Below are 23,462 nucleotides of genomic sequence, written 5' to 3' on the forward strand. Positions count from 1 at the left end.
GAGCATGAGCCAGACCCCGGACAGCGCCGTCCGCACGTACATCGAGCAGCACCGCGCCGCCTTCCTCGACGACCTCGCCGCATGGCTGCGCATCCCCTCCGTGTCGGCCCGGCCCGATCACGCGCCCGACGTACGGCGCAGCGCCGACTGGCTCGCCGCCAAGCTCAACGAGACCGGCTTCCCGACCGCCGAGGTCTGGCCGACGGCGGGCGCCCCGGCCGTCTTCGCCGAGTGGCCCTCGGGCGACCCCGACGCGCCCACCGTCCTCGTCTACGGCCACCACGACGTGCAGCCCGCCGCCCGCGAGGACGGCTGGAACAGCGACCCCTTCGAGCCGGTCGTCCGCGGAAACCGGCTCTACGCGCGCGGGGCCGCCGACGACAAGGGCCAGGTGTTCTTCCACACACTCGGCGTCCGCGCCCACCTCGCCGCCACCAGCCGCACCACCCCCGCCGTCAACCTGAAACTGCTGATCGAAGGCGAGGAGGAGTCCGGCTCCCCGCACTTCCGGGCACTCGTCGAAGAACACGCGGGACGGCTCGCCGCCGAGGCGGTGATCGTCTCCGACACCGGCATGTGGTCCGAGGACACCCCGACCGTGTGCACCGGCATGCGGGGCCTCGCCGAGTGCGAGATCCGGCTGTACGGCCCCGACCAGGACATCCACTCCGGTTCCTTCGGCGGCGCCGTACCCAACCCGGCCACCGCGGCCGCCCGCCTGGTCGCCGCCCTGCACGACGAGCACGCGCGCGTGGCCGTCCCCGGCTTCTACGACGGCATCGTCGAGCTCACCGACCGCGAGCGCGCACTGTTCGCCGAGCTGCCCTTCGACGAGCAGCGCTGGCTCGACACAGCCAAGTCCCGCGCCCCCCACGGCGAGGCCGGCTACAGCACCCTCGAACGCATCTGGGCCCGCCCGACCGCCGAGGTCAACGGCATCGGCGGCGGCTACCAGGGCCCCGGCAGCAAGACGATCATCCCGTCCTCCGCCATGGTGAAGCTCTCCTTCCGGCTGGTCGCGGGCCAGGACCCCGACGACATCGAGAAGGCCGTCCGCGCCTGGGCCGAGACCCAGGTGCCCGCCGGCATCCGGCACGAGATCAACTTCGGTTCCGCCACGCGCCCGTGCCTGACCCCCCTCGACCACCCCGCGCTCCAGTCCGTCGCCCGCGCCATGGGCCGCGCTTTCGAGAGGCCGGTCCGCTACACCCGCGAGGGCGGCTCCGGACCCGCCGCCGACCTCCAGGAAGTCCTCGGAGCCCCCGTGCTCTTCCTGGGCATCTCCGTACCCTCCGACGGCTGGCACGCCCCCGACGAAAAGGTCGAGCTGGACCTCCTCCTCAAGGGCGTCGAGACCAGCGCCTACCTCTGGGGCGACCTGGCCGAGCACTGGCGCCCCACGCCCTGACCGGCCGCCGTACGGGCCGGCACCGCAGGCGGGGCACACTGGAAGGACCGCCCAGCCGCCCCGCCCGAACCCGGCCCGGCGCCCTCCCGCCGTACGTCCCGCCGAACCGCCCGCCGAACGAACCGCCGCCCTGGGGGAGTTGGAAGCACCCGTGACCACCTGCACCGACGACACAGCCGATCGACCCATCTCGCTGACCGCCCCGAGCGGCATCGACCGCGCCGCCCACCACCGGCTCGACGAAGCCTGGCTCGCTGCGGCGTGGAGCCACCCCACGACCCGCTGCTTCGTGGTCTCCGGCGGCCAGGTACTCATCGACGAGACACCGGACGGCCGGACCGAACTCGTCATGACGCCCTCCTTCGAGGCCCCGCTCACCGAGGCACACCGCTACTTCCTCGGCATCGACGAGGACGGCGTCAGCTACTTCGCGCTCCAGAAGGACGCGCTGCCCGGCCGTATCGACCAGTCCGCGCGCCCCGCCGGACTGCGGGAGGCGGGCCTGCTGCTCTCGCCGCGCGACGCCGGGCTCATGGTGCACGCGGTCGGCCTGGAGAACTGGCAGCGCACCCACCGCTTCTGCTCCCGCTGCGGCGAGCGCACGGTCATCGCCGCCGCCGGCCACATCCGCCGCTGCCCCGCCTGCGGCGCCGAGCACTACCCGCGCACCGACCCGGCCGTGATCATGGCCGTCACCGACGCCGACGACCGCATCCTGCTCGGCCGCCAGGTCCACTGGCCCGAGGGCCGCTTCTCGACACTCGCCGGCTTCGTCGAACCCGGCGAGTCCATCGAGCAGGCGGTGCGCCGCGAGGTGTCGGAGGAGGTCGGTGTGACCGTCGGTCCCGTGGAGTACGTGGCCAGCCAGCCCTGGCCGTTCCCGTCCAGCCTGATGCTCGGCTTCGTCGCCCGCGCCACCTCCACCGAGATCGACGTCGACGGCGACGAGATCCACGAGGCCCGCTGGTTCTCCCGCGAGGAACTCCACGAGGCCTTCGAGTCCGGCGAGGTGCAGCCGCCCTACGGCATCTCCATCGCGGCCCGCCTGATCGAGATGTGGTACGGCAAGCCACTGCCGACGCGCAGCTTCGTCTGAGACCGGCCTCGGCCGAGACACGGCAGGGCGGCCCCTGATCCGATCAGGGGCCGCCCTGCTGCGGTCACCGCGGGAACCCGCGGATGTCACGCGGCGAGCTTCTGCTTCACCTGGGCCAGCGACGGGTTCGTGAGCGTTGAGCGTCCGCGAAGAGAACGGTCAGCACTGAAGTACTCCTCAAGAACTGCGGCCGGGACCACGACGGCCGTCTCACCCTCGGGGAGATCAAGCTGTGCCAGCCGCTCAGGGTCGGTGATCACGTAGCCCTGCACGACGTAGTCCTCCCCGTCGTCAGTGCCCCACAGGGTCGGACACGTGCCGTTCTTGCAGTCCGGGGCGCCCGACAGCTTGCGCAGCATCCCTGCCCCCTCGTCTCGGCATACGCCTGTGAGGTTCGATGCTCCCGATCCGATCACGGCAGGGTCAAGCACTGATCCTTTCCAGAACAGGAAAGCCCCTGAGCCACGCTTTCCCTGTATACAGAGCGGCCCCCACCGGTGACCATGACCAGAGGGGGCCGTAGCGCTGGGGAGCGTCAGACCGCGAGAGCCTGCTTCACCTGGGCGAGGCTCGGGTTCGTCATCACGACCTCGTTGCCACCAGTGGCGGGAACTACCCGAACGGTCGGAACCGTCTGGTTTCCGCCATTCGCCTTCTCCACGAAAGCGGCGGACTCGGGGTCCTGCTCGATGTTGATCTCGGTGTAGGCGATGCCCTCCCGCTCCAGCTGGCTCTTCAGCCGCCGGCAGTAGCCGCACCAAGTCGTGCTGTACATCGTCACAGTCCCCTGCATGTCTCTCGCGCTCCTCAGGCAGCTCGGAAAAATCGTCCGGGGGAGGAACGTACGCGAGCCGTCGGTCATTCCCGCCCGGGGTATCCACAGGCGACTGTGACGCCTGCCGCATTAGTACGACCGCGGCTGCCCGCCTGTGGACAACCGACACGGCAGTCCCTCACGACCTGGCAGCATGGCGGTGTGACAGCAGCAACGCACTCCACCCTTTTCCCGCAGACACCGGACTCGGCCGACGCGGTACTCGAAGGGCTCGACCCCGAGCAGCGCGCGGTGGCCACCGCCCTGCGCGGCCCGGTGTGCGTCCTCGCCGGAGCGGGCACCGGCAAGACCCGGGCGATCACCCACCGCATCGCCTACGGAGTGCGGGCAGGCCTCCTCCAGCCGTCCAGCGTGCTCGCCGTCACCTTCACCAACCGCGCCGCCGGAGAGATGCGCGGCCGGCTGCGCCAGCTCGGCGCCCACGGTGTCCAGGCCCGCACCTTCCACTCCGCCGCCCTGCGCCAGCTGCAGTACTTCTGGCCGAAAGCGATCGGTGGCGGCATGCCCCGGCTGATCGACCGCAAGATCCAGCTCGTCGCCGACGCGGCCGCAAGCCTGGGCACCCGGCTCGACCGTGGCGAGCTGCGGGACGTCACCGCGGAGATCGAGTGGTCCAAGGTCACCCAGACCGTCCCCGCCGACTACCCGTACGCGGCTGCGAAGGCCGGCCGCGAGGCCCCCCGCGACCCCGCCGAGATCGCCCACCTCTACGCGGCCTACGAAGACCTCAAACGCGACCGCGCGGTGATCGACTTCGAGGACGTCCTGCTGCTCACCGTCGCCGTCCTCCAGGACCGGCACGACATCGCCGACCAGGTCCGCACCCAGTACCGGCACTTCGTCGTCGACGAGTACCAGGACGTCAGCCCCCTGCAGCAGCGGCTGCTGGAGCTGTGGCTCGGCGACCGCGACGACCTGTGCGTCGTCGGCGACGCCAGCCAGACCATCTACTCCTTCACCGGAGCAACGCCCGACCACCTCCTCGACTTCCGCACCCGGCACCCCGGCGCCACCGTCGTCAAACTCGTCCGCGACTACCGCTCCACCCCCCAAGTGGTCCATCTCGCCAACGGCCTGCTCGCCCAGGCCCACGGCCGCGCCGCCGACCACCGGCTGGAACTGGTCTCCCAGCGCGCCCCCGGCCCCGAGCCGGTCTACACCGAGTACACCGACGAGCCCGCCGAGGCCGAAGGCGCCGCCCGCCGCATCCGCGAGCTGGTCGACGCCGGCGTCCCGGCCGCCGAGATCGCCGTCCTCTTCAGGACGAACGCCCAGTCCGAGACCTACGAACAGGCCCTCGCCGACGCCGGTGTCCCCTACCAGCTGCGCGGCGCCGAGCGCTTCTTCGACCGGCCCGAGGTGCGCAAGGCCGGCATCGCCCTGCGCGGCGCGGCCCGCTTCGGCGGCAACGACTCGCTGCTGGACGACGTCGTGGACCTGACCTCCCAGGTGCGTGCCGTCCTGTCCGGGGAGGGCTGGACCACCGAGCCCCCGGCCGGCTCCGGCGCCGCCAGAGAGCGCTGGGAGTCCCTCGCCGCCCTGGTCAACCTCGCCCAGGACCTCGCCGCCGCCAGGCCCGGCGCCACCCTCGGCGACTTCGTGGCGGAACTGGACGAGCGGGCGAACGCCCAGCACGCCCCGACCGTCCAGGGCGTCACCCTCGCCTCCCTGCACGCCGCCAAGGGCCTGGAGTGGGACGTCGTCTTCCTGGTTGGCATCGCCGAGGGCATGCTGCCCATCACCTACGCCAGGACCGACGAGCAGATCGAGGAGGAACGCCGGCTCCTCTACGTCGGCGTCACCCGCGCGCGGGAACGGCTCCATGTGTCCTGGGCCCTGTCCCGCTCGCCCGGTGGCCGCCCCAGCCGTAGACCGAGCCGCTTCCTCGACGGGCTGCGTCCCGGCACCACCGCCACCGTCGGCCGCACCGGCACCGCTGCCGGCGGAGGGGTCGAGCACGGGATCGCCCGGGGCGGCGCCGCCGCTCCCCGCCGCGCCCAGCGCACCCCCGCCCGTTGCCGGGTCTGCGGCCGCACGCTCACCGAGGCGGGCGAGATGAAGCTGATGCGCTGCGAGGACTGCCCGTCGGACATGGACGAAGGGCTCTACGAACGGTTGCGGGAGTGGCGGGCGGTCCAGGCCGAGCGCAGCGGACAGCCGGACTTCTGCGTCTTCACCGACCGCACCCTGATGGCCATCGCCGAGGCCCGGCCCGTGAGTCCCGCCGAACTCTCCCGCATCCCGGGTGTCCTCAGCCGCAAGTTGCGCAGCTACGGAACCGACGTGCTGGCCATCTGCGCGGGTGACGAAGTCGGGGAAGTCGACGAGGACGACTGATGCGAACTCGTCGAAAAAATAGTTTGCGCATGCCCCAGCAATCCCCATAGGTTCTAGGCACGGAAGCAGCGGCCTTCTCGAAGGCCGCAACTCCGTGTTGTACTTGCATATCCGAACGGACTGGCTCACCCCAGTCCCAGAGACGCCGAGAGGAGGCGAGTCCAGTGATCAGCATCAACACCAGCACCATCAGCACGGCCAAACTGACCGATCGCTCGGCCGTCTCCCTGTGCATGCTCGGCGCCTCCTCCCAGGGCACCGGTCTGTCCGGCATTCGTGCCGCCCGTCCGGCGTCCTCTCCCGCTCTCGTGGACCTTCCCGTCCGTGAGCGCAATGAGCGACCGACCAAGGCACTGGAAGCGGTAGCGGCACAGGCGCAGGCCTATGCCTTTGCGGCGGCCGGTGCCGGATTCCGGAAGCAGACGACGCAGCATCACCTGATGTGGGCCTTCCGTGGGCCAGAACCCTGGAGTGATCCAGCCTGATCCGATCAGGCCGGCGCCTTCAGGGCCGCGGAACCCCATCCGGGATCCGCGGCCCTTCTGTTTTCCCCGAATCGGGGACGACGGAGCGAAGGGGCCTCGGGACAGGAAGAGAACCCGGTACCCAGCCGACACCCGGTCAACCGGCCGGAACGACCAGACGAGGAAGACCAACCGTGCAACTCGAAGCGCACGCCCCGTCCGTACCGCCTTCGCAAACGATCCCCCCGCCCGGCCTCACGGAGGACTCCACCTTGACCCCCCTCACTCCCCTCACCGCGCTCACCGCGCTCGACGACGCCATCGAGAACCTCGGCGTACCCGTCCCCTGCCGCTCCTACGACCCGGAGGTCTTCTTCGCCGAGTCGCCGGCGGACGTCGAGTACGCCAAGTCCCTGTGCCGCACCTGCCCGCTGATCGAGGCCTGCCTCGCCGGCGCCAAGGAGCGGCGTGAGCCCTGGGGCGTCTGGGGTGGCGAGCTGTTCGTCCAGGGTGTTGTCGTCGCCCGGAAGCGGCCGCGTGGTCGCCCGCGTAAGAACCCGGTCACGGCATGAACACCGCAGGAACGATCGACCGTCCCCTCACGCACGACCCCAAGAAGCAGGCCCCGATGAAGCCGTCCACCAGCGAGCTCGCAGGCTCCGCGACCCCAGACGTCACCACCACCAGCGCGACCGAAGCGCGCCAGAACAGGACCCGGGAGATGCAACTCATGCAAGAAGCCCTGGCTCGTGCGCATATGCACGAGCGACTCCATCACGCCGTGCGGGAACGCCGGGCCGTGCGCCTGGCGGTCGCCCAGCGGATGCAGCGCCGGGCCGAGCGGGCCTCGCTGCGCGCCCGGCGGGCGCTCGCCATGGCGGTCATGCAGTAACGATCACACCTACGGAAGTGGTGGCCTCCCGGCCCGTCGGGGAGGCGGAACCTTCTGTGCGGGGGCCGGTCCGGTCGAACGGACCGGCCCCCGCGGTGCGTTGTGCACGGCGATCGGCCCCTGGCGGAGTTATCGTCGCCGGGTGACGAGTCTTCCCGGAGGAAGTGATCAGGGCGGCTCCACTCCGGAGCGCCGCGTGCTCGTGTGCGCCCGCTGCGGCACCCCCGCCGACGGCGCCCCGCCGACCACCTGGACCTGCTCCGTGGAGAACGGCATCCGCCAGTACTTCTGCGAGACCTGCTCCAGGGAGAACCTATGGGCGATCGAGGGCCGCCTGGACTCGGCTTGGTGGTGAGCCTTCCTCGGCGCGCTCCTGGGGGCTCTTCCCTGGGGGCCTCCCCACCCTCCCCCTCCCCCCTCCCACCCCGCCCCCACTTCAAGGCACGCCGGATCAAGCCTCCGCCGCCGGTTCCTCCTCGCTCAGGTCTTCTTCGGGTACGAATCCCGGCAGCCACTCCTCCAGTTCCTCGCGCAGGCGTACCGTGGCGCCCAGCTGGCACAGGACGCCGATCGTGCTCAGGGTCACCCGGTGGATCAGCAGATAGGCCGGCGGCAGGTTCAGCCGCTTGCCCAGCTGGTAGGCGGGGGAGCGGGGGTCGGCGATGCGGGCCGCCTGGCTGCGCATCCAGGTGCGGGTGAAGGTGAACGCCTCGACCCGGGCCGGTTCGATGATCGGCAGCAGGTAGTCGAGGACCGCGTCGGGGTGCAGCTCTATGGACTCCTTCACGAATCCTTCGGCGCAGAGCATTTCGTAGACCGACTCGGCTTCGCCGTCCAGGGTCATGCGCAGGGAGGTGCCGATCGGCAGCGGCAGGCCCCCGGGCAGCCGGTCGACCGTGCCGAAGTCGAGGACTCCGAGGCGCCAGTCGTGCTCGCCGGCCGGGCCGCCGGGCAGCAGCCGGAAGTTGCCCGGGTGCGGGTCGGCGTGGAGCAGGCCGGTGCGGGCCGGGCCCGAGAAGAGGAAGCTGGCCAGTAGCTGGCCGGCCCGGTCGCGCTGCTCCTGGGTGCCGTCCGAGATCACCTCCGACAGCGGGATGCCGTCGATCCACTCGGTCACCAGGACCTGCTCGCGCTGGTGTACGACCGCCGGGACCACCACGTCCGGGTCGTCCGCGAACTCCTCCGCATGGGCGGACTGGGCCTGTGCCTCCAGTGCGTAGTCCAGCTCCTCGGAGACGCGGTCCTTCAGCTCCGCGATCAGCGGCTTGATGTCCATGCCAGGGATCAGCGGCCCCAACAGACGGGCGAAGCGGCTCAGTTGTCCCAGGTCGGAGAGCAGGGCCTCGCCGGCGCCCGGGTACTGCACCTTGACCGCCACCTCACGGCCGTCGTGCCACACGGCCCGGTGCACCTGCCCGATCGAGGCCGCGGCGGCCGGTTTGTCCTCGAACTCCTCGAACAGGTCGCGCCAGTCCGGACCCAGCCGCTCGTCGAGTACCGTGTGCACGGTACGGGTCGGCATGGGCGGTGCCGCCTCCTGGAGCTTGGTCAGGGCCGCGCGGTAGGGCCCGGCGACCTCCTCGGGCAGGGCCGACTCGAAGACGGACAGGGCCTGCCCGAACTTCATCGCACCGCCCTTCAGCTCGCCGAGCACCTTGAACAGCTGCTCCGCCGTGCGCTGTTGCAGTTCCCGGCCGACGATCTCCGCGGACTCGCCCACGATCCGCTTGCCCAGCCCCCAGGTCGCCCGGCCGGCGATGCCGAGCGGGAGCGCGGCGAGCTTGGCGGTACGGGTGACCGCCTTCCGGGGAAGATCAGACATGCGCCCTCCAAGTCCCAGTCGGCCGCGCCTCGCCTGCCTTGCGTCGTCGCTTGGCCGACGGCCGTTGCACCGCCATTGTCGCGCGTCGTTCGCCGCCCGTTGAGGAGTGCTCCTCCTTCTTACCTCTCTGCGCCGCGCCGCACCCGCATGCAGGGTGCGGCCGGACCGGTCGGCTGCGCCAGTCCAGGCCGGGCAGGGACACCTCCCGGCGGGTTCCTACGCTGGACGGCGCCTGCCCGTCGAGGAAGGCCAGCGCGTGCGCCGCGGCCAGTCCCGCGACCGCGGTGGCCAGTGTCAGATCGCAGGCGCCGACCCGGCGGGCTTTCGGGGAGCGCCACTGGGCGGTCAGCCGGAGCCAGGACGGGTCCCGGTCGCCGCGGTCGAGGTGCAGGCAGCCGGCGCAGCCCGACTCGCCGGGCAGGACGAGCGGGCCCACGACGCCTGTGCCCTCGACCACGCCGGCGTACAGGTGCGGTGTTCCGGCGGTCATGAGCGGTTCGGCGTCGGCCGGGTCGGGTGCGTGCACGGCCACGTCGTCCCGGGGCGCGAGGATCACGAGGCAGAGCCCGGCGTCCCTTGCGCCGGATCCGGGGGAGTGGGCGTGGCGTGGTGGGCGGTCGGGTGCCGCGCGGCGCACGGCGGCCCGCGCCGCCGTCTCGCGGCGCTCGCCGAGCGACTCGGCGGGCAGTCCGCCCGGGGCCAGGTCCCACGGTTCGACGTGTCCCGCGTCGCGCACGTCGACCTCGCCGACTCCGGCGCCCGACAGTACCGACGCCAGCACGGCGCCGACCCGCCCCGCACCCCGTACCTGCACGCGCAGCGCGCGGCGGGCGGCGAGCCGGGCGAGCGCCGCGCCCGGCTCGGCCGTGGTCAGGGACAGCGCGGCGAGGTCGGGGCGCAGCCGCCGCAGGACGTCTTCCTTCTCGCGTAGGGCGTCCGCGGCCGGTCCGCCGCCGCGCGCGTCGTCGACCAGGCCGGCGCGGGTCAGCCGTGCCAGCAGGGTGTCGACGCGGCCGGCCGGCAGGTTGAGGCGGCGGCCCTCCTCGCGCAGCAGCGGCAGTCCGCGTGTGCCGTTGAGCAGGTCCAGGAAGCCGCTCGTCGCAGGGTCCATCGGGCCCAGCGTCAGCGCGTGCGACGGGGTCATCCCGAACTGCACGGTGTCGCGATCACGCCAGCCGCGCCGCAGCGCGGGTTTCATCACCGGATGCATGACTGGCCCCCGTATCCGTGGAAAGCATTGCGGACCTCTGGTCGCCTGCGGAGCCGGTCATGCTCCGCCGACGCATGCCAGCATGCCGCGCCGGTCCGTCCGGCGCCGAGAGTTATCCACAGGCCGGGCATGTTTGTCATATGAGCGCGTTGGCGAAAGCTGCTATTCCCGTTGGAATAGGGATGAATCATATGTGCGGATCAGTCGGAGGAGTCATAGGAATCAAACGCATGGTGGGGGATCGGCACCGAACAGTTCCGCAGCCGGGACTTCGGCCATGCCCAGCGGGTAACGTCGGGGCGTGCCCGCCGACCCCCTGCACCGCGCCGGAAAGCCACAGCGCAGCACGACGAGCCAGCCGCCCGGCGGCTCGGGGGCGAGCGCGATCGAGGTCCGCAGGAGCACCCGGCGCCGCCGGACGGTCTCCGCGTACCGCGAGGGCGATCGCACCGTCGTACTGATCCCCGCCCGCATGTCGAAGGCGGAGGAACAGCGCTGGATCACCGTCATGCTCGACAAACTCGCCGCCCAGGAGAGCAGACGGAAGCTGGGCGACTCCGAGCTGGGCGAGCGCGCCGAGCGGCTGTCGGCGCAGTACTTCGACGGCCGGGCGCGGCCCGCCTCCGTGCGCTGGGTCACCAACCAGAACACCCGCTGGGGTTCGTGCACCCCCGCCGAGGGCAGCATCCGGCTCTCGCACCGGCTGCAGGGGATGCCCGAGTACGTCGTCGACTACGTCCTCTGTCATGAGCTGGCCCATCTGCTGGTGCCCGGCCACGGGCCCGACTTCTGGCGGCTGCTGGAGGCGTATCCGCGCACCGAGCGGGCGCGCGGCTACCTCGAGGGGGTCGTCGCCGCGGGGCGGCTGCCGCATGTGCCGGGGGCGCGCGAGGAGTGAGCCGTGCCGTCCGTCCGCCTCGGGGTGCGGTTGTGTACCGGGTCTGTACCGGCTGCGTGCGATGCCGGACTTTGCCGTTAGCCTTGCGCGACGCACTCACACTCGGGATGGGGGACGGTCGTTACGCATGGCCAGGGAATTCCAACGCGGCCACAAGGCCAGGGTCAGTGACCTCACGGCGGGCACGGATCTGTACGTAGGCGTGCAGATCTCCGCTCCCGGGCTCACCTTCGACATCAGCTGCTTCGGTCTGGACGCCGACGAGCGCCTCTCGGACGACCGGTACTTCATCTTCTTCAACCAGCCGAAGTCCCCGGAGGAGTCCGTCCAGCTGCTGGGCGCCCAGGCGGGCGACACGGAGTCGTTCCGGATCACGCTGGACCGGGTCCCCTCGCACATCCGCAAGCTGTCCTTCACGGCGACCATCGACGGCGCCGGGCAGATGTCGCAGGTCGCGCCCGGCTATCTGCGCATCGTGGCGGGTGGCGAGGAGGTCGCGCGGTACTCCTTCACCGGCGCGGAGTTCTCCACCGAGCGGGCCGTGATGCTCGGTGACTTCTACTTCAAGGACGGCTGGCGGTTCGCCGCGGTCGGACAGGGCTTCGACGGCGGCCTGGAGGCGCTGCTGAAGAACTTCGGCGGCGAGGTGCTGGAGGAGGAGGCTCCCGCCGCCCCGCAGCAGCCGCAGCCCGGTGCGGCCCCCGGCTTCGCCCCGCCCGACCAGGCCGCCGCTTCGCCGGCGTTCGCCGCCCCCACAGCCACCGCGCCCGCCCCGGCCCCCGCGCCGCAGCCCGCCGCACAGGGCTTCGCCCCGCCGCCCGGTGGCACTCCGCCGCAAGGCTTCACACCGCCCGGCCACACCCCGCCCCCGTCCCCGGCGCCCGCGCCGAACGTGCACGGCGCGCCGACGGTCATCGCCCCCCTGACCCCGCCCCCCGGCGGCACCGTCCCGCCGCCGGCCCCGGCCCCCGCACCGTACGGGCAGCCCCAGCAGCCGTACGGTCAGCCACCTCAGCAGCCGTCGTACGGCGGCCAGCCGACCGCGCCGATGCCCCCGGGCTACGGCCAGCCGCCGCCCTCCTACGGCGGCCAGCCCACCCCGCCCATGCCGCAGGGCTACGGCCAGGTCCCCGGCCAGCAGCCCGCCGGCTACGGAGTGCCGCAGGGCGCCCCGCAGGGCGGTGCCGGGGTGACCGCCGCGCTCCAGGCGTTCAAGGAGACGCCGACGGGACAGCGCTGGACGCAGCAGAACAAGAAGCTCATCCGTGTCGACCTCGGCATCGGCGGCCAGCCCGTGCTGGCCAGGCAGGGCAGCATGGTGCTCTACCAGGGCAAGGTCGACTTCAGCTACAAGGGCGCCGGTTTCGCCGGGCGGATCGTCGGCAGCGCCACCGGCCAGGAGATGCAGCTGATGCGCTGCACCGGCCAGGGGCAGGTGTTCCTCGCCGAGAACTCCACCCACCTGCACCCCGTCGAACTGCAGGGCGACGCGATCTGCGTCTCCGCCGAGAACGTCCTCGCCTTCGACGAGAGCCTGCAGTACGAGGTGCGCCGTGTCGAGGGCCACGGCATCCCCGGCGGCGCGCTGTTCACCATGCAGTTCCAGGGCACCGGCACGATCGTCGTCAAGACGCACGGCACGCCCGTGGTCCTGCCGGTCACGCCGACCACCTTCGCCGACTGCAACGCCGTCGTCGCCTGGTCGGCCGCCTCCCAGGTGATCGTCTCCAGCCAGGTCCGCATGCGCCGCAACGCCTACCCGGGCGACACCGGTGAGAGCGTCAACCTCCAGTTCCGGGGCGCACCCGGCAACTTCATCGTCGTCCAGCCGTACGAGGTCTGAGGGAGCCCGTCATGAACCAGCCGCTCGCGGGCTACGCGCCCGCACCCGTCACCGCCCGCATGGAGAACCACGGCAACCACATGCTGAAGGTCGCCATGCAGACCGGGAACGACCTCCTCGCGCGCGTGGGCTCGATGGTCGCCTACGAAGGCTTCATCCAGTACGAGCCCAACCCGCCGGCCGTCCGCCAGATCGCCCGCGACTGGATCACCGGCGAGGGGGCGCCCCTGATGAAGTGCACCGGCGACGGCCTGCTCTACCTGGCCGACTACGGCGCCGACGTCGTCGTGATCAACCTCAACGGCGACGGCATCTCCGTCAACGCGACCAACCTGCTCGCCTTCGACGCCCATCTGACGTGGGGCGTCGAGCGGGTCAAGGGGCTCGCGAAGTTCGCCGGGCAGGGCCTGTGGAACACGAAGATCTCCGGGCAGGGGTGGGTCGCGCTGACCTCCAGGGGCAAGCCGATCGTCGTGGACTGCGGCGGCGGCGAGGACGAGACGTACGTCGACCCGGACGCGCTCGTCGCCTGGTCGCCGAACCTGAAGGTGAAGGGCAAGCGCAGCTTCAAGGCGCAGTCGCTGATCGGCCGGGGCAGCGGCGAGGCCTACCAGATGGCCTTCTCCGGCCAGGGCATCGTCGTCGTCCAGCCCAGCGAGGACAGCACCGACCGCCTTCGGGTCCGGGGCTGAGGGGGAGTCAGAGAGCCATGCAGAGCCCGCTTTTCGCACACAACGACGTCCAGACGCAGGAGCGCTGGAGCCTGCAGAGCAAGCAGATGCTCCGCGTCACCCTGGAGGGCCACGACGACATCCTGGCCCGCAAGGGCACCATGGTCGCCTACCAGGGCCTGGTCGAGTTCGACGCCGAGTACCGCAGCAACAACCAGGCACGCGCGCGTGCGTACACCGGCGAGGGCCTGGACCTGATGCGCTGCCACGGACAGGGCACGGTGTACCTCGCCAACCTCGGCCAGCACGTGCACATCATGGACGTCGAGCAGGACGGGCTGACCGTCGACAGCTCCTACGTCCTTGCCATGGACTCCTCGCTGCACCACGAGGTCATCGCCGTCGACAGCCTCTACGGCATCTCCGGCTCCGGGAAGTATCAGCTGAACATCACGGGGCGCGGCAAGGTCGCCCTGATGACCTCAGGCGCGCCGTTGCTGATGCAGGTCACCCCCGACAAGTACGTCAACTGCGACGCGGACGCGATCGTCGCCTGGTCCACCGGGCTGCGCGTGCAGATGCAGGCCCAGACGCACTCCTCCGGGGTGTGGCGCCGGCGCGGCAACACCGGTGAGGGCTGGGAGCTGAGCTTCATGGGCTCCGGCTTCGCGCTGGTGCAGCCCAGCGAGCTGCTGCCGCCGCAGAACGCGGTGATCGGACAGGGCCTCGCCGCCCAGTTCGGCATGGGGCAGCAGGGGGCGCGCGGGCAGAACCAGGGGAACGTCTGGAGCTGAGGAAGGTAAGGGGTGACCGCCGGGCGGCCACCCCTTACCCATTCACCCCTTACCTGTTCACAGCCGGGCGCGTGTCGCCTCCAGCAGCCGGACGACCGATTCGTCGGCCACGTCCCCCACCTCGCCGTAGGCGAACCAGCGCAGGTCGAGGGACTCGTCGCTGATCGCCGCCACGGCTCCGCGCGGGGCGAGGGCGGCATACTGCACGTCCAGGTGCCAGGCGCAGGGGGTGTGGTGCCGGTCCAGACGGACCGGGGCGCTCTGCAGCAGGCGCAGCGAGGAGATGCCGGACTCCTCCGTGGCCTCGCGGAGCGCGGCATCCGCGAGCGTGCTGTCGCTCTGCTCGCAGTGCCCGCCCATCTGGAGCCACATGCGCAGCTTCCTGTGGAGGGTGAGCAGGACCCGCTCACCCTCCGGGTCGATCACCAGCGCGCTCGCCGTGATGTGCCCGTCCTTGCAGCTCTTCCACATCCCGCCCGGATGAGCGTCCAGGTGGTCCAGATAGACCTGACGAAGATCCTGCTGGTCCGGGTACTTCTCCAGCACCTGAACCGCGTCGCCGTGAAGAGTCACTCGGAGTCGTCGTCCTTCTTCGGATCCGGCTTCTCGGCGGAGCCGCCCGCCGCCTCCCCGAGCATCTTGTCCAGCTCGGAGAAGTCCAGCTGCTCGCGGTGCACGAAGCCGTCCGGGTCGTCCAGGTCGGTCGCGGTCGGCAGCATGTCCGGGTGCGCCCACAGACCGTCCCGGCCGTCGACACCGCGCGCGTCCGTGAGCGAGGCCCACAGGCGGGAGGCGTCGCGCAGCCGGCGCGGGCGCAGCTGCAGGCCGATCAGCGTGGCGAACGTCTGCTCCGCGGGGCCGCCGGTCGCGCGGCGGCGGCGCAGGGTCTCGCGCAGGGCGTCGGCGGAGGACAGCCGCGGCTTCGCCGCCGCGTGGACCACCGCGTCCACCCAGCCCTCCACGAGCGCCAGAGCGGTCTCCAGACGGGCCAGGGCGGCCTTCTGCTCGGGCGTGTCCTCCGGCTGGAACATGCCCTGCTGCAGCGCGTCCTGCAGCTGCTCGGGGTTCTGCGGGTCGAACTGGCCGACCACGTCCTCCAGCTTGGCCGTGTCGACCTTGATCCCGCGCGCGTAGCCGTCGACCGCGCCGAACAGGTGCGAACGCAGCCACGGCACATGCGAGAACAGACGCTGGTGGGCCGCCTCGCGCAGGGCCAGGTAGAGCCGCACCTCCTCCTGCGGCACGCCGAGGTCCTTGCCGAAGGCCTCCACGTTGGCAGGCAGCAGCGCCGCCTTGCCGGCCGGGCCGAGCGGCAGGCCGATGTCGGTGGAGCCGACGACCTCGCCCGCGAGCACGCCGACGGCCTGCCCGATCTGCGTGCCGAACATGGCGCCGCCCATCGAGCGCATCATGCCGATCAGCGGGCCCGCCATGGCCTGCATCTCCTCCGGCAGGACGTCGCCCATGGCCGCGCCGACCCGCTCGGCGACCGGGTCGACCAGCTCCTTCCAGGCGGGCAGGGTCGCCTCCACCCACTCCGCGCGGGACCAGGCCACCGATGAGGCGGAGCCCGACGGCAGGGACGTCGCGTCGTCCAGCCACAGGTCGGCCAGGCGGACGGCCTCCTCGACCGCCTTGCGCTCGGCCGGGCCGACGCTGGCATCCTTCGTGCCGTCCGCGGTGCCCTGGGCGACCGTCTGGCGGGCGATCTGCTTGGCCATGTCCCAGTTCACCGGACCGCCCTCGTAGGAGAGCATCTGGCCCAGCTGCTGGAACGCGGCGCCCAGGTCGGTGGGGTTCAGGGACCCGAACATGGCTGCGAGCGGATTGTCGGCACCGGGGCCGCCAAAGCCTCCGGCTCCGGGCAGGCCGCCGAAGCCGAACGGGTTGGCCGGTCCCTGCCCACCACCGCTCTGCTGGTCCTTCTTCTTGCCCTCGTCGCCGTCTTCCGGCTCCTCCGGCGGAAGGCCGAAACCGAATGGGGTGTCACTCACGGGATTCCTCGGCTGGTAAGGCCGCCGGTTCTCTCCGGCGGCGCGGCTGCCCGACAACACCACCCAGCGTAGACACCCGGACCCGATCGGGCCTCGGTGCTTCGCCCACAGCAGGCCTGCGGCAGGATGGATGCACCTGGTACGTACGCGTCACTCGCGCTCGTACCGAAGACAACCGCTGGAGACGCCCGGTGAGTTCCCCAGATCCGCAGGTTCGCGCAGCGCGAAACCCCTCAGCCTCGTCCGCCGTGCGCGGACCCGTCGTCGCGGTCACCGGCGCCGCCGGAGGGGTCGGTGCCCTGCTCACCGAGCGGCTCGCCGCCTCCGAGGAGATCAAACAGGTCATCGCCATCGACGAGCGGCGCGGCGAGTGCGCCGCCGCCACCTGGCACATCCTCGACGTGCGCGACCCCGCCATCGCGGACAAGCTGCGGGGCGCCGACGTGGTCGTCCACCTCGCGCTCGACCTCGATCTGGAGACCGATCCGGCGGCTCGTACCGCTTACAACGTCCGGGGGACGCAGACCGTCCTGACGGCCGCCGCGGCGGCCGGCGTGCCCAGGGTCGTGCTGTGCACCTCGGCGATGGTCTACGGCGCGCTCCCCGACAACGAGCTGCCCCTTTCGGAGGACGCCGAGCTGCGGGCGACCGCCGAGGCCACCGGGGTCGGGGACCTGCTGGAGATCGAGCGGCTGGCGCGGCGGGCGCCGCGGGCGCATCCGGGGCTGAACGTCACCGTCGTACGGCCCGCCGTGCTGGTCGGCGGCACGGACACCGCGCTGACCCGGTACTTCGAGTCGCCGCGGCTGCTCGTCGTCGCCGGGTCGCGGCCCGCGTGGCAGTTCTGCCACGTCGAGGACCTGTGCAGCGCTCTGGAGTACGCCGTCCTGGAGAAGGTCGACGGGGAACTGGCCGTCGGCTGCGACGGGTGGCTGGAGCAGGAGGAGGTCGAGGAGCTGAGCGGGATCCGGCGGATGGAGCTGCCGTCGGCGGTCGCGCTCGGCGCGGCGGCCCGCCTGCACCGGATCGGGCTCACGCCGTCTCCCGCGGGAGACCTGGCGTACACGATGCACCCGTGGGTGGTCAGCGGGAGCCGGTTGCACGACGCCGGGTGGCGGCCCCGGTGGACCAACGAGGAAGTGCTCGCGGAGCTGCTGGAGGAGGTTTCCGGGCGGCATACGGTCGCCGGCCGGCGGCTGGGGCGCAAGGACGCCACGGCCGCGGGGGCCGCGGGGGCGACGGTGGCTCTGCTGGGCGCTGCCGCTGTGGTCCGGCGGGCCCGGAAGGCCCGGCGGCGCGTCTAGCAGCGGCTAGGGGATCTGCCTCCCGGTCGCTGTAGGAGACTCCAAACGTCCCCACGCGCGTGCCTGGTGAATCTCGTATTCCTCCGTGTCACAGGCGTGCGGCACGATGGGGGCATGGCACATGCGAACGAGCACCCCGGTGAGCAGGCGGCGCAGGACCCCATCAAGTTGATCGGTGTCCGGGAGACCGCGCTCTCCGTGGACGAGGTCTTCCAGGCCGTCGGGGACGCCGCGGCCGGAGGGATCGCGCTGTTCGTGGGCACCGTGCGGAACCACGACGGGGGCGCCGACGTGGACGCCCTCGGGTACTCCTGCCACCCCAGCGCCGAGGCCGAGATGCGGCGGATCGCCGAGAAGGTCGTGGCCGAGTATCCGGTGCGGGCGCTGGCCGCCGTGCACCGCGTGGGCGACCTGAACGTGGGGGACCTCGCCGTGGTCGTCGGCGTGGCCTGTCCGCATCGGGCCGAGGCCTTCGACGCCTGCCGCAAGCTGATCGACGACCTCAAGCACGAGGTGCCCATCTGGAAGCACCAGAAGTTCTCGGACGGGACGGAAGAGTGGGTCGGAGCCTGCTGACGTCCGTCACTCGGGGCATCTGTACCCCCCGAGTTGCGTAACCGGCCCCCCCGCGTGAGCGTTGTCACTGCGGATGGTTAATCTGCTGATCAGTCAGTTGCGGACGCTCATGGCGTTGGGAGGTCGGCATGGGGGCGCTTGTCTGGCTGCTGATTCCGCTCTTGGCTGCGATCGGCGGCGGACTGTGGGGCAGTTGGGCCAACAGAACACGCAAGGTGCGCGGCGACGGCCCCGAGCTGGACGGCTATGCCCGGTTCCGGGAGGCCATGGAGAGGTCCCACACGGGGGCCGACGGCGCGTGACGGGTGCCCTGACGGTCCGCTGACACAGGCGTCCCGTACTGTCGTGCCATGCCACGCCGCACCGCGACGATGCTCGCCTCCACCCTGATGCTGATCGCGCTCCTGTGCGCGGGAGTACTCATCCCCGTGCCGTACGCGGAGATGTCTCCCGGCCCGACCGTGAACACGCTGGGGGACCACGACGGCGAGCCGGTGCTGCAGATCACCGGGCACAAGACGTACCAGACCGACGGCCACCTGAACATGACGACAGTCCGGGTGACCAGCGCGGACTTCCGGATGAACCTGGTGGAGGCGGTCTACGGCTGGCTGGCGCACGACAGCAAGATCGTGCCGCACGACACGCTCTACCCGGACGGCAAGACCGAGCAGCAGTCCTCCCAGGAGAACGCCGAGGAGTTCAGCCAGTCCCAGGAGAGCGCCAAGGTCGCCGCCCTGAAGGAGCTTCGCGTTCCGGTGAAGTCCTGGGTGATCGTCTCCACCGTCGTCAAGGGCTCACCGGCCGAGGGCAGGCTGCACGCCGGTGACGTGATCAAGGCCGTCGACGGTGCGGCCGTGAAGCAGCCCTCCGACGTCGCCAAGTTCGTCACCCGGCACAAGCCGGGCCAGAAGGTCGTGTTCACCGTCGTCCCGGCCAAGGAACAGGCCGCCGCCGAGAAGGTGCACAGGACGGCGGCGAAGACCCAGAACGTCACCCTCACCACGACCACCTCCGAGGACAGCGGCGCCAAGCGGGCCATCGTCGGGATCTCCGCCGGGACCGACCACACCTTCCCGTTCACCATCGACATCAAGCTCGCCGACGTCGGCGGGCCCAGCGCCGGCCTGATGTTCGCCCTCGGCATCTACGACAAGCTGACCCCGGGCAGCCTGACCGGCGGCAAGTTCGTCGCCGGCACCGGCACCATCGACGACAACGGCACCGTCGGGCCGATCGGCGGCATCGAGATGAAGACCGTCGGCGCCCGCGACAAGGGCGCCCAGTACTTCCTGACGCCCGCCGACAACTGCTCGGCCGCCGCCAAGGACACCCCGAGCGGGCTCAGGCTGGTGAAGGTCAGGACGATCGGGGACGCGCTCGGCGCGCTGAAGGACATCCGCAGCGGGAACACCGCGGCGCTGCCCAAGTGCACGACCAACGGCTGACCGGCACGCGCATGTGACACGGCTGGGGGCGCCCCGCAGAGCAGGGGCGCCCCCATCGCCGTACCGCACCGGACGGGATCAGTCCGCGAACGTCGCCGCCAGGGCCTCCGCCAGGCCGGGGACCAGGTCCGGGCCCGTCAGGACCTCCGTCGGGGAGTCCTTCTCGCGCAGCCTCAGCGCCGACTCACGGCCGCCGTCACGCAGCACCGCGACCGTCATGCGCACCTCCTGGCGCTCGGGGTGCTCGGCGACCCACCTGGCCAGCTGCGCCTCGCCCAGGTTCTGCGGGACCTGCGCCTCGGCGGACGGCGGCAGCATCAGGCGCTCCACCGAGAGCGCGCACCCGACCACCGCGTCGGGCCAGGCGATGGTGCCGAGGAACTCGTCCAGCGGCTTGCCGGACGGGATCTCGTCCTGCTCGATCGGGGTGAGACCGGCGGCCTCGGACTCGTCCCCGTCAAGGCCCAGCTGGGCCGCGAGCGAGGGTTCCTGAGCCCGCAGCCGTGCGGTGTCGACAAGGGCGAAGAGGCGAGCGGGCTGGTCCCAGCCGAGGCCGGAGACGTACTCGTCGATCTCGAGTACGGCCCGGGTGAGCGGGCTCGCCGCCATGGGAGTGTTGGACATGGTCACAATCCTGCCTCGTTCACCGCCGGAATCGGGAACCGAGCAGGGCGTGAGTAAGTTGCATAGGTGTTGGCCCGCGATCACGGGGGGCCACCGAGGCCCCGCGAACACGAGGGCCTGACGGATCGACAGCGAACTTCGAGGTGCGCACCTTGGCTTTCCAGATGCCGGACCGCGGCGGAGGCCCGACGGGGCCGCGGATCAGAGCGGGCCGCCCGTCCCGGCGGGTTCGGACCCTGCTCATGACACTGGGCGTCCTGGCCGTCCTCGGCATGGCGTTCACCATGTTCGCGGGCTTCTGGACGGACTGGCTGTGGTACCGGTCGGTGCACTACTCGTCGGTGTTCACGACCGTGCTGTGGACCAAGATCGGACTCTTCTTCGTCTTCGGTCTGCTGATGGCGGTCGCCGTGGCGGTCAACATCTGGCTCGCGCACCGGCTGCGGCCCCCGCTGAGTGCCATGTCCGTGGAGCAGCAGAGCCTCGACCGCTACCGGATGGGCATCGCGCCGTACAAGAAGTGGCTGCTGCTCGCCGTCACCGCGCTCGTCGGCCTGATCGCCGGCGCCTCCGCGGCCGGCCAGTGGCGGACCTGGCTGATGTGGGTCAACGGCGTGCCCTTCCACCAGAAGGACCCCCAGTTCCACCTCGACGTCTCGTTCTACGCCTTCGACCTGCCCTGGTACCGCTTTCTGCTCGGCTTCGGCTTCGCCGCCGCCGTCCTGTGCCTGATCGCCGCCGGGCTCACGCACTACCTGTACGGCGGGCTGCGCGTCACCAGCCCCGGCGCGCGTGCCACCGCCGCCGCGACCGGGCACCTGTCGGTGCTGCTCGGCATCTTCGTCGCCCTGAAGGCGGTCGCCTACTGGCTCGACCGGTACGGCCTGGCCGTCAAGTCCAGCGACTTCAAGGCCACCGACAACTGGACCGGCCTGCGCTACGTCGACGCCAACGCCTATCTGCCGGCGAAGACGATCCTGTTCTGCATCGCCGTGATCTGCGCGCTGCTCTTCTTCGCCACGCTGTGGCGGCGCACCTGGCAGCTGCCGGTGATCGGCTTCGGCCTGATGGTCCTCTCGGCGATCCTGATCGGCGGCCTGTACCCGGCGATCGTGCAGAAGTTCCAGGTCCAGCCCAACGAGCAGGCCAAGGAAGCCCCGTACGTCCAGAAGAACCTCAAGGCGACCCGCGAGGCGTACGGCATCGACGACACCAAGGTCACCGAGTACGCGGGCAAGTCCACGGCGTCGGACCAGTCCACGGCCTCGGACAAGGCCAGGCTGCGCGGTGACGCGGACGACGCGGCGAGCATCCGGATCATGGACCCGAACATCGTCTCGCCGACGTTCCAGCAGGCGCAGCAGATGAAGAACTACTACGCCTTCCCGACCAACCTGGACGTCGACCGGTATCCCGCGAAGGACGGCAAGGACCAGGACACGGTCATCGGGCTGCGTGAGCTGAACCTGGACGGCATCCCGAAGAACAACTGGATCAACGACCACTTCCGCTACACGCACGGCTACGGCGCGGTCGCCGCCAAGGGCACCGAGGCCGATGACCAGGGCCAGCCGGTCTTCACCGAGTCCAACCTGCCGTCCAAGGGTGACCTCGGCACGTACCAGCAGCGCGTCTACTACGGCGAGAAGACCACCACGTACTCCATCGTCGGCGGACCGCAGAAGGAGGTCGACTACTCGGCGGACAACGGCGACGAGAAGACCACCAGCTACACCGGCAGGAGCGGGGTCAACCTCGACAACCCGGTCAACCGCGCCGCGTACGCGCTGGCGTTCAACGAGCCGCAGATCCTCTACTCGGGCGCGATCGGCAAGGGCTCGCGGATCCTGTACAACCGCACGCCCAAGGAGCGCGTCGAGGCGGTCGCCCCCTGGCTGACCATCGACGGCGACGCCTACCCGGCGGTCGTGGACGGCCACATCCAGTGGATCGTCGACGCGTACACGACGTCCGACGGCTACCCGTACTCCTCCCGTACGACCCTCGGTGACACGACGGCCGACTCACTGACCGCCACCAACACCTCGCGCAGCGTGGTGGCCCAGCAGAACCAGGTCAACTACATCCGCAACTCGGTCAAGGCGACCGTCGACGCGTACACCGGCGAGGTCAAGCTCTACCAGTGGGACACCCAGGACCCGGTACTGAAGACCTGGATGAAGGCCTTCCCCGGCACGGTCGAGCCGCGCAGCGCCATCCCCCACGCCCTGATGGCCCATCTGCGCTATCCGCAGGACCTGTTCAAGGTCCAGCGCGAACTGCTCAGCCGCTACCACGTGACGGACGCGCAGACGTTCCTCACCGGCAGCGAGGTCTGGCAGGTGCCCGACGACCCGACCAACGACTCGGGCAGCGCGGTGCCGCCGTACTACCTGAGCATGAAGATGCCGGACCAGGGCGCGGAGGCGTTCTCGCTGACGTCGACGTTCACCCCGAACGGGCGCGACAACCTCAGCGCGTTCATGGCGGTCGACTCCGACCCGGGCACCGGTGACTACGGCAAGATCAGAATCCTGAAACTGCCGACCAGCACGGCGGCCGACGGTCCCAAACAGGTGCAGAGCCAGTTCAACTCCCGGCCGGACATCGCGGAGACGATCAGCCTGCTCAGCCGCGGGCATTCCAAGGTCGAGTACGGCAATCTGCTGACCGTGCCGCTCGACGGCGGACTGCTGTACGCGGAGCCGGTCTACGTCCTTGGCGGTAACAAGCTGAAGTACCCCTTGCTGGGCAAGGTGCTGGTCTCCTACAACGGCAAGACGGCGTTCGAGAACACCCTCGACGAGGCGCTCAACAAGGTGTTCGGCGTGGAGGGTTCGACCACCACCCCGCCGGACACCGGCACCGCCAACCCGCCCACGTCCGCCAACCCGACCGTCCGGCAGGCCCTGGACGACGCCCAGAAGGCCTACGACGCCGGGCAGAAGGCCCTGCGGGACGGGCCGGACTGGACCGCGTACGACAAGGCCCAGAAGGACCTGAGGGAGGCGCTGAAGCGGGCGCAGGACGCGGAGGCCAAGGCCGGCCAGTCCGGCAGCGGCAAGAACGGCAGCGGTGAAAAGAGTTGATCAAGCGCCCTCCGCGCCGTGGTACGGTTACCAGGCAACGGCGCGGGGTGGAGCAGCTCGGTAGCTCGCTGGGCTCATAACCCAGAGGTCGCAGGTTCAAATCCTGTCCCCGCTACTGCAGTCGAAGGCCCGGATCCCAAGGGATCCGGGCCTTCGT

The 23,462-nt window shown here is 70.9% G+C and carries 23 protein-coding genes and 1 tRNA gene; 17 read left to right on the forward strand and 7 right to left on the reverse strand.

Annotated features, from left to right (window positions below; translation table 11 throughout):
* Positions 1-4 precede the first annotated feature (4 nt).
* Positions 5-1,408 (forward strand): dipeptidase, encoded by a 1,404-nt coding sequence (locus ACZ7GZ_RS22385; RefSeq protein ID WP_471026744.1) that lies wholly within the window; start codon positions 5-7, stop codon positions 1,406-1,408.
* Between the two features lie 151 nt (positions 1,409-1,559).
* Positions 1,560-2,504 carry an NAD(+) diphosphatase gene (gene nudC / locus ACZ7GZ_RS22390; protein WP_471026746.1) on the forward strand — a complete coding sequence of 315 codons (945 nt, stop codon included), beginning with the start codon at positions 1,560-1,562 and terminating at the stop codon, positions 2,502-2,504.
* 86 nt (positions 2,505-2,590) lie between these two features.
* On the opposite strand, the gene ACZ7GZ_RS22395 is transcribed toward nudC, so the two are convergent.
* Positions 2,591-2,863, reverse strand: a complete 273-nt coding sequence (locus ACZ7GZ_RS22395; protein ID WP_471026748.1) for a hypothetical protein — start codon at positions 2,861-2,863, stop codon at positions 2,591-2,593.
* 176 nt (positions 2,864-3,039) lie between these two features.
* A complete protein-coding gene (locus ACZ7GZ_RS22400; protein WP_471026749.1) occupies positions 3,040-3,297 on the reverse strand; it encodes a mycoredoxin in 258 nt (85 codons plus the stop codon).
* A gap of 96 nt (positions 3,298-3,393) precedes the next feature.
* Between ACZ7GZ_RS22400 and ACZ7GZ_RS22405 the strand changes: the two genes are divergently transcribed.
* From ACZ7GZ_RS22405 to ACZ7GZ_RS22425, 5 genes are all read left to right on the forward strand, one after another.
* Positions 3,394-5,676: an ATP-dependent DNA helicase UvrD2 gene (locus ACZ7GZ_RS22405; protein WP_471026751.1), complete on the forward strand. Its 2,283-nt coding sequence runs from the start codon at positions 3,394-3,396 to the stop codon at positions 5,674-5,676.
* A gap of 164 nt (positions 5,677-5,840) precedes the next feature.
* Complete coding sequence (locus tag ACZ7GZ_RS22410) at positions 5,841-6,161, forward strand: hypothetical protein (RefSeq protein WP_471026753.1); 321 nt, start codon at positions 5,841-5,843, stop codon at positions 6,159-6,161.
* A gap of 173 nt (positions 6,162-6,334) precedes the next feature.
* The gene (locus ACZ7GZ_RS22415; protein WP_356158138.1) at positions 6,335-6,712 is read left to right on the forward strand and encodes a WhiB family transcriptional regulator; all 378 of its coding nucleotides are present in this window, start codon (positions 6,335-6,337) and stop codon (positions 6,710-6,712) included.
* Positions 6,709-7,032 carry a hypothetical protein gene (locus ACZ7GZ_RS22420; RefSeq protein WP_471026755.1) on the forward strand — a complete coding sequence of 108 codons (324 nt, stop codon included), beginning with the start codon at positions 6,709-6,711 and terminating at the stop codon, positions 7,030-7,032. Before ACZ7GZ_RS22415 ends, ACZ7GZ_RS22420 begins: the two co-directional genes overlap by 4 nt.
* A 142-nt stretch (positions 7,033-7,174) precedes the next feature.
* The gene (locus ACZ7GZ_RS22425) at positions 7,175-7,387 is read left to right on the forward strand and encodes a hypothetical protein (RefSeq protein ID WP_471026756.1); all 213 of its coding nucleotides are present in this window, start codon (positions 7,175-7,177) and stop codon (positions 7,385-7,387) included.
* Between the two features lie 96 nt (positions 7,388-7,483).
* Here ACZ7GZ_RS22425 and ACZ7GZ_RS22430 read toward each other — a convergent pair whose 3' ends face one another.
* Both ACZ7GZ_RS22430 and ACZ7GZ_RS22435 read right to left on the reverse strand, forming a co-directional pair.
* A complete protein-coding gene (locus tag ACZ7GZ_RS22430; protein ID WP_471026758.1) occupies positions 7,484-8,854 on the reverse strand; it encodes an ABC1 kinase family protein in 1,371 nt (456 codons plus the stop codon).
* Entirely contained in the window at positions 8,847-10,064 is a 1,218-nt protein-coding gene (locus ACZ7GZ_RS22435; RefSeq protein WP_471026760.1) for a TOMM precursor leader peptide-binding protein, read from the reverse strand. Before ACZ7GZ_RS22435 ends, ACZ7GZ_RS22430 begins: the two co-directional genes overlap by 8 nt.
* Before the next feature lie 301 nt (positions 10,065-10,365).
* Between ACZ7GZ_RS22435 and ACZ7GZ_RS22440 the strand changes: the two genes are divergently transcribed.
* From ACZ7GZ_RS22440 to ACZ7GZ_RS22455, 4 genes are all read left to right on the forward strand, one after another.
* On the forward strand, positions 10,366-10,962 hold the full coding sequence (locus ACZ7GZ_RS22440; protein WP_471026761.1) for a M48 metallopeptidase family protein: 597 nt from the start codon (positions 10,366-10,368) through the stop codon (positions 10,960-10,962).
* A gap of 127 nt (positions 10,963-11,089) precedes the next feature.
* A complete protein-coding gene (locus ACZ7GZ_RS22445; RefSeq protein ID WP_471026762.1) occupies positions 11,090-12,805 on the forward strand; it encodes a TerD family protein in 1,716 nt (571 codons plus the stop codon).
* An 11-nt stretch (positions 12,806-12,816) separates the two neighbouring features.
* On the forward strand, positions 12,817-13,497 hold the full coding sequence (locus ACZ7GZ_RS22450; RefSeq protein WP_471026764.1) for an AIM24 family protein: 681 nt from the start codon (positions 12,817-12,819) through the stop codon (positions 13,495-13,497).
* Positions 13,498-13,514: 17 nt separating this feature from the next.
* Positions 13,515-14,270, forward strand: coding sequence for an AIM24 family protein (locus ACZ7GZ_RS22455; RefSeq protein WP_471026765.1), 756 nt, complete (start codon positions 13,515-13,517; stop codon positions 14,268-14,270).
* A gap of 57 nt (positions 14,271-14,327) precedes the next feature.
* On the opposite strand, the gene ACZ7GZ_RS22460 is transcribed toward ACZ7GZ_RS22455, so the two are convergent.
* Complete coding sequence (locus tag ACZ7GZ_RS22460; RefSeq protein WP_471026767.1) at positions 14,328-14,843, reverse strand: NUDIX hydrolase; 516 nt, start codon at positions 14,841-14,843, stop codon at positions 14,328-14,330.
* Positions 14,840-16,264: a zinc-dependent metalloprotease gene (locus ACZ7GZ_RS22465; RefSeq protein ID WP_471026769.1), complete on the reverse strand. Its 1,425-nt coding sequence runs from the start codon at positions 16,262-16,264 to the stop codon at positions 14,840-14,842. Before ACZ7GZ_RS22465 ends, ACZ7GZ_RS22460 begins: the two co-directional genes overlap by 4 nt.
* Before the next feature lie 191 nt (positions 16,265-16,455).
* On the opposite strand from ACZ7GZ_RS22465, the gene ACZ7GZ_RS22470 reads away from it, so the two are divergent.
* The 4 genes from ACZ7GZ_RS22470 (at position 16,456) to ACZ7GZ_RS22485 (ending at position 19,592) form a co-directional block, all read left to right on the forward strand.
* On the forward strand, positions 16,456-17,568 hold the full coding sequence (locus tag ACZ7GZ_RS22470) for an SDR family oxidoreductase (RefSeq protein ID WP_471026771.1): 1,113 nt from the start codon (positions 16,456-16,458) through the stop codon (positions 17,566-17,568).
* 114 nt (positions 17,569-17,682) lie between these two features.
* Positions 17,683-18,144 (forward strand): molybdenum cofactor biosynthesis protein MoaE, encoded by a 462-nt coding sequence (locus ACZ7GZ_RS22475; protein ID WP_471026772.1) that lies wholly within the window; start codon positions 17,683-17,685, stop codon positions 18,142-18,144.
* Between the two features lie 128 nt (positions 18,145-18,272).
* Positions 18,273-18,446 (forward strand): hypothetical protein, encoded by a 174-nt coding sequence (locus tag ACZ7GZ_RS22480; RefSeq protein WP_471026774.1) that lies wholly within the window; start codon positions 18,273-18,275, stop codon positions 18,444-18,446.
* A gap of 48 nt (positions 18,447-18,494) precedes the next feature.
* Positions 18,495-19,592 (forward strand): YlbL family protein, encoded by a 1,098-nt coding sequence (locus tag ACZ7GZ_RS22485; RefSeq protein WP_471026775.1) that lies wholly within the window; start codon positions 18,495-18,497, stop codon positions 19,590-19,592.
* A 78-nt stretch (positions 19,593-19,670) separates the two neighbouring features.
* Here the strand turns inward: ACZ7GZ_RS22485 and ACZ7GZ_RS22490 are convergent, their stop codons facing one another.
* Entirely contained in the window at positions 19,671-20,216 is a 546-nt protein-coding gene (locus ACZ7GZ_RS22490) for a PPA1309 family protein (RefSeq protein WP_471026777.1), read from the reverse strand.
* 164 nt (positions 20,217-20,380) lie between these two features.
* On the opposite strand from ACZ7GZ_RS22490, the gene ACZ7GZ_RS22495 reads away from it, so the two are divergent.
* Both ACZ7GZ_RS22495 and ACZ7GZ_RS22500 read left to right on the forward strand, forming a co-directional pair.
* Positions 20,381-23,305, forward strand: a complete 2,925-nt coding sequence (locus tag ACZ7GZ_RS22495) for a UPF0182 family membrane protein (protein ID WP_471026924.1) — start codon at positions 20,381-20,383, stop codon at positions 23,303-23,305.
* A 41-nt stretch (positions 23,306-23,346) separates the two neighbouring features.
* A tRNA-Met gene (locus ACZ7GZ_RS22500) sits at positions 23,347-23,420 on the forward strand.
* Positions 23,421-23,462: the final 42 nt, after the last annotated feature.

Source organism: Streptomyces sp. NPDC037288 (assembly GCF_055603265.1).

What these genes read in the sequence shown, in the direction of transcription:
- ACZ7GZ_RS22385 (WP_471026744.1), top strand. Translation starts at nt 5, where the DNA reads ATGAGCCAGACCCCGGACAGCGCCGTCCGCACGTACATCGAGCAGCAC.
- ACZ7GZ_RS22395 (WP_471026748.1), bottom strand. Translation starts at nt 2,863, where the DNA reads ATGCTGCGCAAGCTGTCGGGCGCCCCGGACTGCAAGAACGGCACGTGT.
- ACZ7GZ_RS22400 (WP_471026749.1), bottom strand. Translation starts at nt 3,297, where the DNA reads ATGCAGGGGACTGTGACGATGTACAGCACGACTTGGTGCGGCTACTGC.
- ACZ7GZ_RS22420 (WP_471026755.1), top strand. Translation starts at nt 6,709, where the DNA reads ATGAACACCGCAGGAACGATCGACCGTCCCCTCACGCACGACCCCAAG.
- ACZ7GZ_RS22430 (WP_471026758.1), bottom strand. Translation starts at nt 8,854, where the DNA reads ATGTCTGATCTTCCCCGGAAGGCGGTCACCCGTACCGCCAAGCTCGCC.
- ACZ7GZ_RS22435 (WP_471026760.1), bottom strand. Translation starts at nt 10,064, where the DNA reads ATGCATCCGGTGATGAAACCCGCGCTGCGGCGCGGCTGGCGTGATCGC.
- ACZ7GZ_RS22445 (WP_471026762.1), top strand. Translation starts at nt 11,090, where the DNA reads ATGGCCAGGGAATTCCAACGCGGCCACAAGGCCAGGGTCAGTGACCTC.
- ACZ7GZ_RS22450 (WP_471026764.1), top strand. Translation starts at nt 12,817, where the DNA reads ATGAACCAGCCGCTCGCGGGCTACGCGCCCGCACCCGTCACCGCCCGC.
- ACZ7GZ_RS22455 (WP_471026765.1), top strand. Translation starts at nt 13,515, where the DNA reads ATGCAGAGCCCGCTTTTCGCACACAACGACGTCCAGACGCAGGAGCGC.
- ACZ7GZ_RS22475 (WP_471026772.1), top strand. Translation starts at nt 17,683, where the DNA reads ATGGCACATGCGAACGAGCACCCCGGTGAGCAGGCGGCGCAGGACCCC.
- ACZ7GZ_RS22480 (WP_471026774.1), top strand. Translation starts at nt 18,273, where the DNA reads ATGGGGGCGCTTGTCTGGCTGCTGATTCCGCTCTTGGCTGCGATCGGC.
- ACZ7GZ_RS22485 (WP_471026775.1), top strand. Translation starts at nt 18,495, where the DNA reads ATGCCACGCCGCACCGCGACGATGCTCGCCTCCACCCTGATGCTGATC.
- ACZ7GZ_RS22490 (WP_471026777.1), bottom strand. Translation starts at nt 20,216, where the DNA reads ATGTCCAACACTCCCATGGCGGCGAGCCCGCTCACCCGGGCCGTACTC.
- ACZ7GZ_RS22495 (WP_471026924.1), top strand. Translation starts at nt 20,381, where the DNA reads ATGCCGGACCGCGGCGGAGGCCCGACGGGGCCGCGGATCAGAGCGGGC.